This is a genomic window from Anaerotignum sp., from assembly GCF_031981185.1.
Classification (GTDB): Bacteria; Bacillota; Clostridia; order Lachnospirales; family Anaerotignaceae; genus Chakrabartyella.
Genome location: NZ_DALYUL010000011.1, coordinates 1662 through 8522 on the forward strand (window position 1 = coordinate 1662; position 6861 = coordinate 8522).

The window sequence follows — 6861 nt, forward strand, 5'->3', positions numbered from 1 at the left end:
ACAGCCTCCGGCAAATCTGCAAAGGCAGTGATTTCGCTTGTGCTCGCACCTTCATCGGCAAACGCTACGGTAGTCAGCATAGTAAGTACCATACACACTGATAGCAATAAGCTGCTAATTTGTTTTATTGTTCGTTTCATTTCTTGCATTCCTCCTTTTTTGTTTTGCACTCATGCTTCTGATATTCAACTACACAATGATTTACCTAGAATCGTTGTCATAAGCCAGTGTACTAAATTTTTTACTTTACTTAAATTGTATACACTTTACCTTTTTGTTCATTTTGACATCAGTAAGACATAGTCCGTTGGGTCTGTGGTTTTGGCTGTCTATTTACTTAGTACGGTCCACGGCCAGCAAATCCATAAATGTGGATGTCGAAATCTCCAGAACCTCACTGCCGTTCTGGTAAAATATGAGGCGATAACCATCTGTTGCCACACTTCGGAATACATCCTGATTGCGAAGTAATCCAAACCGCACCGATTGTAATCGTCTGTGCATATCCAGACGAACCGTGCAGTCGGATTCCATTTCTACTTTAAGGCAGCCGTCTTCCATAGGTGTTACTGCACGAAAGATTCTGCTGTTTTGCATAATACGCCTCCTTTCCAATCTTTTTGCCTGGCGGAATGCCACATTTTCAGCATACTCTGTCTTTTGGGCATTGATATACCCCCCATCGGGTATTTATTTTAAAATCAGTTTATAGGAAAATAAAAAAACGCCGTACAATTCGTGTACGGCGTTAGCGTGGTAGACAAACCTTGGGCGTTGCCCAAACCCACTTGCTTTTTGAAAAAAGCAAGACCAAAAACTTTATTAAAACCGCATAAAATGCGGTTTTAGATGGGTCATTGGGTGAAACCCTTGTGGGTGTTTGAGGGCAAAGCCCTCAAGGTTTTGACTTTGTCATAAGTTTAATCCATCATGGGGTATTTAGTTTTAGATTTTTCCTGAACTCTTTAATTCCTGAAGCTGAACACGGGAACGTATTCCAAGTTTTTGAAAGATGCTTTTCATAGTTGACTTCACTGTTTCCTGGGAAATAAGCAACCTAGAAGCAATGTCTTTGTTGTTTAACCCTGCGGCGGCAAGGTGTGCAACTTCGCTCTCCCGTGGTGAAAGTTGACCGTACATGGCGGCTTTTCGGATTTTATCCACGCCCAACCTGTGGCGTGTGCACAGAGCTGTTAGTTTATTTATGTGGGAGTTTTTCTCCTGTAACTTTAGTAATGGAGCAATTATCTCGCTATATTCGGCAAAAGGAAGATAAATTTCGTCTGGCAGAGCAAGGGAAAGAGCACATTCCAATGCCGTTTCCGCCTCTTTTTTTTGCCCCAATCGGTGAGAAGCAATGGCTATAAATAAATGAAAATAAACCTGTGGCAGGATAAAGTGATGCTGTTCTGCCGCTGGAAGTGCCCCTTGGGCAATTCCCAACACCCTTGCATTATTTCCTTGGTACAACAGCCATCGCAGATGTGTAAGCACTCCAAAAGGAATGGCCACATCGTATAAAACCCCTGTTACTTTATTTGAATCCGTGAGCCATTCAGGCATTGCATTCTCTTCCACTAGAACACAGACAAAGGACAGTGCCAAATCCGCCATTCTTTTCACCGCAGATTCAATACTATTTTTTGTCCGTTCCAAAATATTTTTCTTAATGTTCTCAAAGCCTTCCAAGTCCCCACGAAGCAAAGCAATCCGCAAAAGGGTCATTTCGGCGACAAAGCAGATACAATCCTGTTTTTGGCTGTTGGCAAGGTAAATTGCCTTGTGGCACAGAACTTCTGCAGAAGTATCTTCTCCACGCATCAGCATTGCCTCCGCCCTCATGGCACAGTCTGCTCCTGTTCCATGTCCTTCCGTCAGACGGATATAGTAAGGCAAGCATTCATCCATGCAGTTAAGTTCTCTCTCCAGTGCTCCACTAGCACTCCAAAACAAATACAGCACAGAGGGCTGCCCAAATGTCCATGAGTCATTCCAGTCTTCACGATTGGAGAAAGGGCCGCCCAATACTTCCCAAGCTTTTCGGTGAAGCGTGCTCATTTTTTCAATGTCGTTAAAGGCGATGAAAGATTGTAAAAATGCAAGCTGTCCCACTAGCATTTTAACTTCCTCATCATTAAGTCCATTTTTTTTAGGGTTAGAAATCAGCTCGTTAATCAGTAAACAGCCTTTGTCAAACGCCGCATATCTGCCCAAACGAAACAGCTCAAAGGTAATCATGCATAACGTTTGAGGATAGCGAAGAAGAATAACATGGTCACATTCGATAAATACCCTCTCTAGCACATGGGCACTGCCAGCCTCTGGATATAAAGAAAAATCTGCGGTTTTAAGTGGTAAAGACAGTAATGCTTCAAACGCATGGGCATCTAAATAGCCGCACAAAGCATAGTATCGTTCACCTACCATTGCATACGCATCAGCGGCTAGCTTTTGCATTTTACGAATTGTATCAGCTGGCAACTCTTTTAGTTCCTGCCGCAAAAAATTTTGCAATAAACTGTGTAGTGTATAAGAACCGTTCTCCCGCTCATAGCGAAGAAAAGAACCGCTACCAAGCAGCCCCACGATACCTGCTGGAAGAGTACTTTTTTCAAAAAGGATATATGCCTGTTTCACAGTAAAACGTTGCAGCAATGATACAGAAACGAGAAATCTTTGCTCATCTGCCTCTAGGCGATTCCAGATGACGGCACGAATCAGAGCGTCCATGCTTTCGCTTACTTCAAAATCCCCCTCACGCAAGTAACGAATTAACTGGAGATTCAGAGCAGCCGCCCACCCCTCAGACAACATCTGAAGCCGATCCAGTTCGTCCTGAGACAGTGCAATTTCATTAGCACGAAAATAGGCGTCGATATCCTGTTTTTGAAAAAAGAAGGTTTCATTTTGAATGAGAATCGCCTGTTGTGTGGGTATTCCAACAATATCTATTGAATCAACGGCTTGGGTAATAACAACAATATGCAATCCTGAACAACCGTGGCATGAAAATGCGTGCAGAATATGATCAGGCAATTCACCTTGTATGTATTGAAAATTGTCAAGTATGAGCCATGTATCTCCGTTGATTTCACACCCCCTCATTATATCAACAATATCTACAAGGTTTTCACGCGTGGGATATTCTAAAGTCTCCAATCTCTTTGCCGCATTTGCATCAATATGGGAAAATGCTTTGCAAATACCATTCCAGGCTTTACGAAGCGGTTCTCCCATACAGGTGTACCAGTAAACCTGCTGAGCGTATGACTGGTGGAGGTACTCACTGATGACCGTAGTTTTTCCAAAACCAGAAGCCGCTTGCAAAACAATAAGCGGATAGTTATGTATATTTTCAAGCTGTTCTTGTAATTCTTCAGGTATATATATGGTGGGTTTTTGGACTTTGGTTTTATTCAGTGGCATAAATTACCTCCCTTCGTTTGGATTTATAGCCATAGTATACCAATAATTTCATTATCATTCAATGTTTAGAGATTCCTTTTCTTTGTAGGATGTACTTCTCTCAAAAACAAGGTATAGTATAAAGAAAAGTGACTGATTTTCAGCACTATACAGATACCAAAGTATCTTAAATTGATTCAAACTTAGCAAGTGGAAATAAAACAAAATGCCTTGGAATGCTGTTTTACGGCATTTCCAAGGCATTTTTAGTCACTACACCTTTAAAGCTAAATTCATATATTTGCTACTTTGTATTATACGATTATCTACTCTTAAAATATAGTTCAAGAACAATTCTCAGTGCTATCATTCTGCGCTATGGCTATCTATTTTTTCACCACCCTTCATATAAACAAATAATCCAGCTACAATTACTAGCCCTCCAATAACTTTTCCCATGGGTATGCTGCCACATTGAAGATAATCAATAAAAACACCTATGGAGAGCTGCCCAATAAATACTAATACGGTTACATAAACTGCTGACAGATTATTTATTATCATACTATTTAAAATCATTATTAATGATCCGACAATCCCTCCCAAAAAGAAATAAAATGGAATACCTGAATATGCTTGAAAAAAATCAAACGACGATCGATGACTTGTTAGAATAATACAAACAACTGAACAGAAAAGCCCTACTAGATAATTTGTTATACCAGCTTGAATTAAGCCAACTTTGAGCGCTAGCCTTCCATTTATTGAAATACATAGAATCACTAACATCCCTGCTAATAGTGAAAAAAGTATGTACATAGTAAGCCTCCTTAAATTAATTTCATGGCGATAATTCCTAAGATCATTATGACAGCACCAAGGAGTTTTAGAAAATTAACCCTATTTATCTGTTGACCCAGCAGACCAAAATGGTCTATTATCATAGAAGCGAAAAGTTGACCAAGCAGATTTAGGCAAAGTGTAAGCGTGGCTCCAAGCATTAAAAAGCTGCTATTGTTAAATAGCACAGTAAAAATACCCAATGCCCCAGCTGTAAAAAGATAATAAGGCAATCCCTGAATGCTTATTAGGCGGGTACGACTACCTATAAGTAAAACGATGGATCCCAACAGACCAACCCCATGGATTATCACAAGGGATTGGGTATTTCCCGTTTTAGAAGCTAAAAGTCCATTTAGCACTACCATTAAACCAATCAAGACGCCATCTAATGCAGCCATACTTTTATACATAATTGTTACCTCCTTCTGCAATGAATAGATACTATCATACTGACAAGAATACAGGATAGGACATTTGTCAGTTTAAATGAAAATTTGGAGATACTATGAAAAGATATAAAGACAATCTAAGATTAAAAAACTATATAGACAAATTTAATTTAGGAGAGATTATTGACGAGAATCTTCAGCAGAGTTATGAATTCTTTCAATTTAAGAAAGGTGATCTGATCTGTGTATTAGGCGAAAGAATAGAGTATTTTTACATACTTTTAGAAGGAAATGTAAAGGTATTTACCGTTTCAGCCGATGGAAAAATATTGTGTTTGAGAATATTTAATTCAATCACTAATTTAGGTGATATTGAGCTTTTTACTGAAACAAGATATAGGTGTCATGTAGAAGCCCTCTCTGACTGTTTATGTGTAGCTTTTCCAATAGAAAAGATAAAAACTTATGGAATCAATAATAATGTTTTTTTAAAATATATATGCATGGATTTATGCAATAAATTTGATGCTATCAGCAATATTAGTTCAAATAACATCTTGTATCCATTAAAAAACCGTTTAGTTGGATACATTTTAGAGTATATGAATAATTCTACAAAAATAGCTAAATTTCCCTTTTCCTATAAAGAGCTTTCCGAAATATTAGGAGTTAGCTATCGGCATTTAAGTAGATGCATGAACGAACTGGAAACCCAAGGGTTTATTCAAAAGATGGGAAATAAAATCAAAGTAATAAATGAAGATGAAATGCGATGTTTTGAATTTGATACTTATCCCCACAAATAATTTTATAAGCATTTTAAATTACAGTACTAGGGGATACATTATCTTTTAAATCGTCATTGTACAGGAAATAAACAAGAGTATTCCACCACATTGAATGGTAAATACTCTTGTTTTTAATTCTATGTTCGAATTTCTTTCTTGCGTCACTCTATAATTTTTGAAGTATGGTCCTCTTGCCCTAAGTACATCTCCTCTGCCTGTTGTTGTATTTCCTGTAAATCATTAATAATATCTGTTATTTTATTGAGCAACAGAAAATACATATCTTTATCATCCGTCATTATTATCACCTCAAAAATATAATACCAATGCCACTTGTATTATAAAGTGTAAATACAGCGTATATAATTTACTGATTATTTGCACTATACTATATATGTGAGGTGATATTCATGTTTGAAATCAAGAAAACTGAATTTGTAAATAAAACATTTAGATTGGAAAAGACTTTGGTAGAGCGCTTATCAAAATGTTCCGCTGAACATAACATATCTGTAAATTCTCTCGTTGCCCAGTGCTGTGAATATGCACTTAATCATATGAACATTGAAGAAAAGGATTTATAGTTAAGAGTGTTTCTATTGTTTGTTGTATTCTCTATACTTTTATTAAAATTCAAAAGGACTTATGGATGAATAATTCATAAGCCCTTTTTCATAGTTAGTTATTTGTAAAATAAAATTAGTATAAAAGAAATCAAGAGCAGCTATCCAAAATTAGGTGGCTGCTCTTGATTTTTGGAAACGGTTCGCTTCGACATGGTGTTACTCAACAATCCTCACATCATCTTGCGCCAAGTACAGTTCTTCTGCTTGTTGCTGAACTTCTTGCAAATCTTTAATGATATCTGTTATTTTATTAAGCAACAAGAAATACATATCTTCATAATCAGTCATTAACATCACCTCCATTGACATTTAGAGAGTGTCATATTATATAACAATTTACCATATAATAAAGACATTGACAAGTATAAGATGTCAATATGGAGGTGTGTAATGTATAAAAATAAAAATGCCGATGGTTCATTAAATCTTTGTGGAAATAAAATTAAAGAATTAAGAAAGGCTCTAACCCCTACTGTATCACAGAGAATGCTCGCAAATGAATTACAACTCATAGGAATCGATTTAGATAAGAATGCCATTCAAAAAATTGAAAGTGGAAAACGATTTGTAACAGACATTGAAATTGTTGCTTTCGCCAAGATATTTAATATTACTACCGATGAGCTATTAAAATAAACTATACAGAAAAAATTTTTATTATACTGATCAACCCAAAATATATATGATGTTATCTTAAGCAAAGAAAAAAATTGAGGCTTGCCATAAAGGCAGCCTCTTTTTACAGATATCTATTCAGCCCCTTTTAAAGGACTTTTTAATCATAATCGTCTTTTCAATTAAACGATCTTC

The 6861-nt window shown here is 36.9% G+C and carries 9 protein-coding genes; 3 read left to right on the forward strand and 6 right to left on the reverse strand.

Annotation, left to right across the window (positions count from 1 at the left end):
• Positions 1 to 333 precede the first annotated feature (333 nt).
• The 4 genes from RTK36_RS07755 to RTK36_RS07770 form a co-directional block, all read right to left on the reverse strand.
• Complete coding sequence (locus RTK36_RS07755; protein WP_312045918.1) at positions 334 to 639, reverse strand: hypothetical protein; 306 nt, start codon at positions 637 to 639, stop codon at positions 334 to 336.
• A gap of 306 nt (positions 640 to 945) precedes the next feature.
• A complete protein-coding gene (locus tag RTK36_RS07760) occupies positions 946 to 3426 on the reverse strand; it encodes a LuxR C-terminal-related transcriptional regulator (protein ID WP_312045920.1) in 2481 nt (826 codons plus the stop codon).
• Between the two features lie 345 nt (positions 3427 to 3771).
• Complete coding sequence (locus RTK36_RS07765; protein WP_312045922.1) at positions 3772 to 4224, reverse strand: DMT family transporter; 453 nt, start codon at positions 4222 to 4224, stop codon at positions 3772 to 3774.
• An 11-nt stretch (positions 4225 to 4235) separates the two neighbouring features.
• Complete coding sequence (locus tag RTK36_RS07770) at positions 4236 to 4658, reverse strand: DMT family transporter (protein WP_312045925.1); 423 nt, start codon at positions 4656 to 4658, stop codon at positions 4236 to 4238.
• A gap of 95 nt (positions 4659 to 4753) precedes the next feature.
• Here RTK36_RS07770 and RTK36_RS07775 point away from each other — a divergent pair, with 95 nt between their 5' ends.
• A complete protein-coding gene (locus RTK36_RS07775) occupies positions 4754 to 5443 on the forward strand; it encodes a Crp/Fnr family transcriptional regulator (protein ID WP_312045927.1) in 690 nt (229 codons plus the stop codon).
• 143 nt (positions 5444 to 5586) lie between these two features.
• Here the strand turns inward: RTK36_RS07775 and RTK36_RS07780 are convergent, their stop codons facing one another.
• A complete protein-coding gene (locus tag RTK36_RS07780) occupies positions 5587 to 5724 on the reverse strand; it encodes a hypothetical protein (RefSeq protein ID WP_312045929.1) in 138 nt (45 codons plus the stop codon).
• 111 nt (positions 5725 to 5835) lie between these two features.
• On the opposite strand from RTK36_RS07780, the gene RTK36_RS07785 reads away from it, so the two are divergent.
• On the forward strand, positions 5836 to 6009 hold the full coding sequence (locus RTK36_RS07785; protein ID WP_312045931.1) for a hypothetical protein: 174 nt from the start codon (positions 5836 to 5838) through the stop codon (positions 6007 to 6009).
• Positions 6010 to 6207: 198 nt separating this feature from the next.
• On the opposite strand, the gene RTK36_RS07790 is transcribed toward RTK36_RS07785, so the two are convergent.
• The gene (locus RTK36_RS07790) at positions 6208 to 6339 is read right to left on the reverse strand and encodes a hypothetical protein (protein WP_312045933.1); all 132 of its coding nucleotides are present in this window, start codon (positions 6337 to 6339) and stop codon (positions 6208 to 6210) included.
• A 102-nt stretch (positions 6340 to 6441) separates the two neighbouring features.
• Between RTK36_RS07790 and RTK36_RS07795 the strand changes: the two genes are divergently transcribed.
• Positions 6442 to 6687, forward strand: coding sequence for a helix-turn-helix domain-containing protein (locus RTK36_RS07795; protein WP_312045935.1), 246 nt, complete (start codon positions 6442 to 6444; stop codon positions 6685 to 6687).
• Positions 6688 to 6861 lie beyond the last annotated feature (174 nt).

Coding starts and splice junctions, on each gene's coding strand:
- RTK36_RS07780 (WP_312045929.1), bottom strand. CDS start 5,724: ATGACGGATGATAAAGATATGTATTTTCTGTTGCTCAATAAAATAACA.
- RTK36_RS07790 (WP_312045933.1), bottom strand. CDS start 6,339: ATGACTGATTATGAAGATATGTATTTCTTGTTGCTTAATAAAATAACA.
- RTK36_RS07795 (WP_312045935.1), top strand. CDS start 6,442: ATGTATAAAAATAAAAATGCCGATGGTTCATTAAATCTTTGTGGAAAT.
- RTK36_RS07765 (WP_312045922.1), bottom strand. CDS start 4,224: ATGTACATACTTTTTTCACTATTAGCAGGGATGTTAGTGATTCTATGT.
- RTK36_RS07775 (WP_312045927.1), top strand. CDS start 4,754: ATGAAAAGATATAAAGACAATCTAAGATTAAAAAACTATATAGACAAA.
- RTK36_RS07785 (WP_312045931.1), top strand. CDS start 5,836: ATGTTTGAAATCAAGAAAACTGAATTTGTAAATAAAACATTTAGATTG.
- RTK36_RS07760 (WP_312045920.1), bottom strand. CDS start 3,426: ATGCCACTGAATAAAACCAAAGTCCAAAAACCCACCATATATATACCT.
- RTK36_RS07770 (WP_312045925.1), bottom strand. CDS start 4,658: ATGTATAAAAGTATGGCTGCATTAGATGGCGTCTTGATTGGTTTAATG.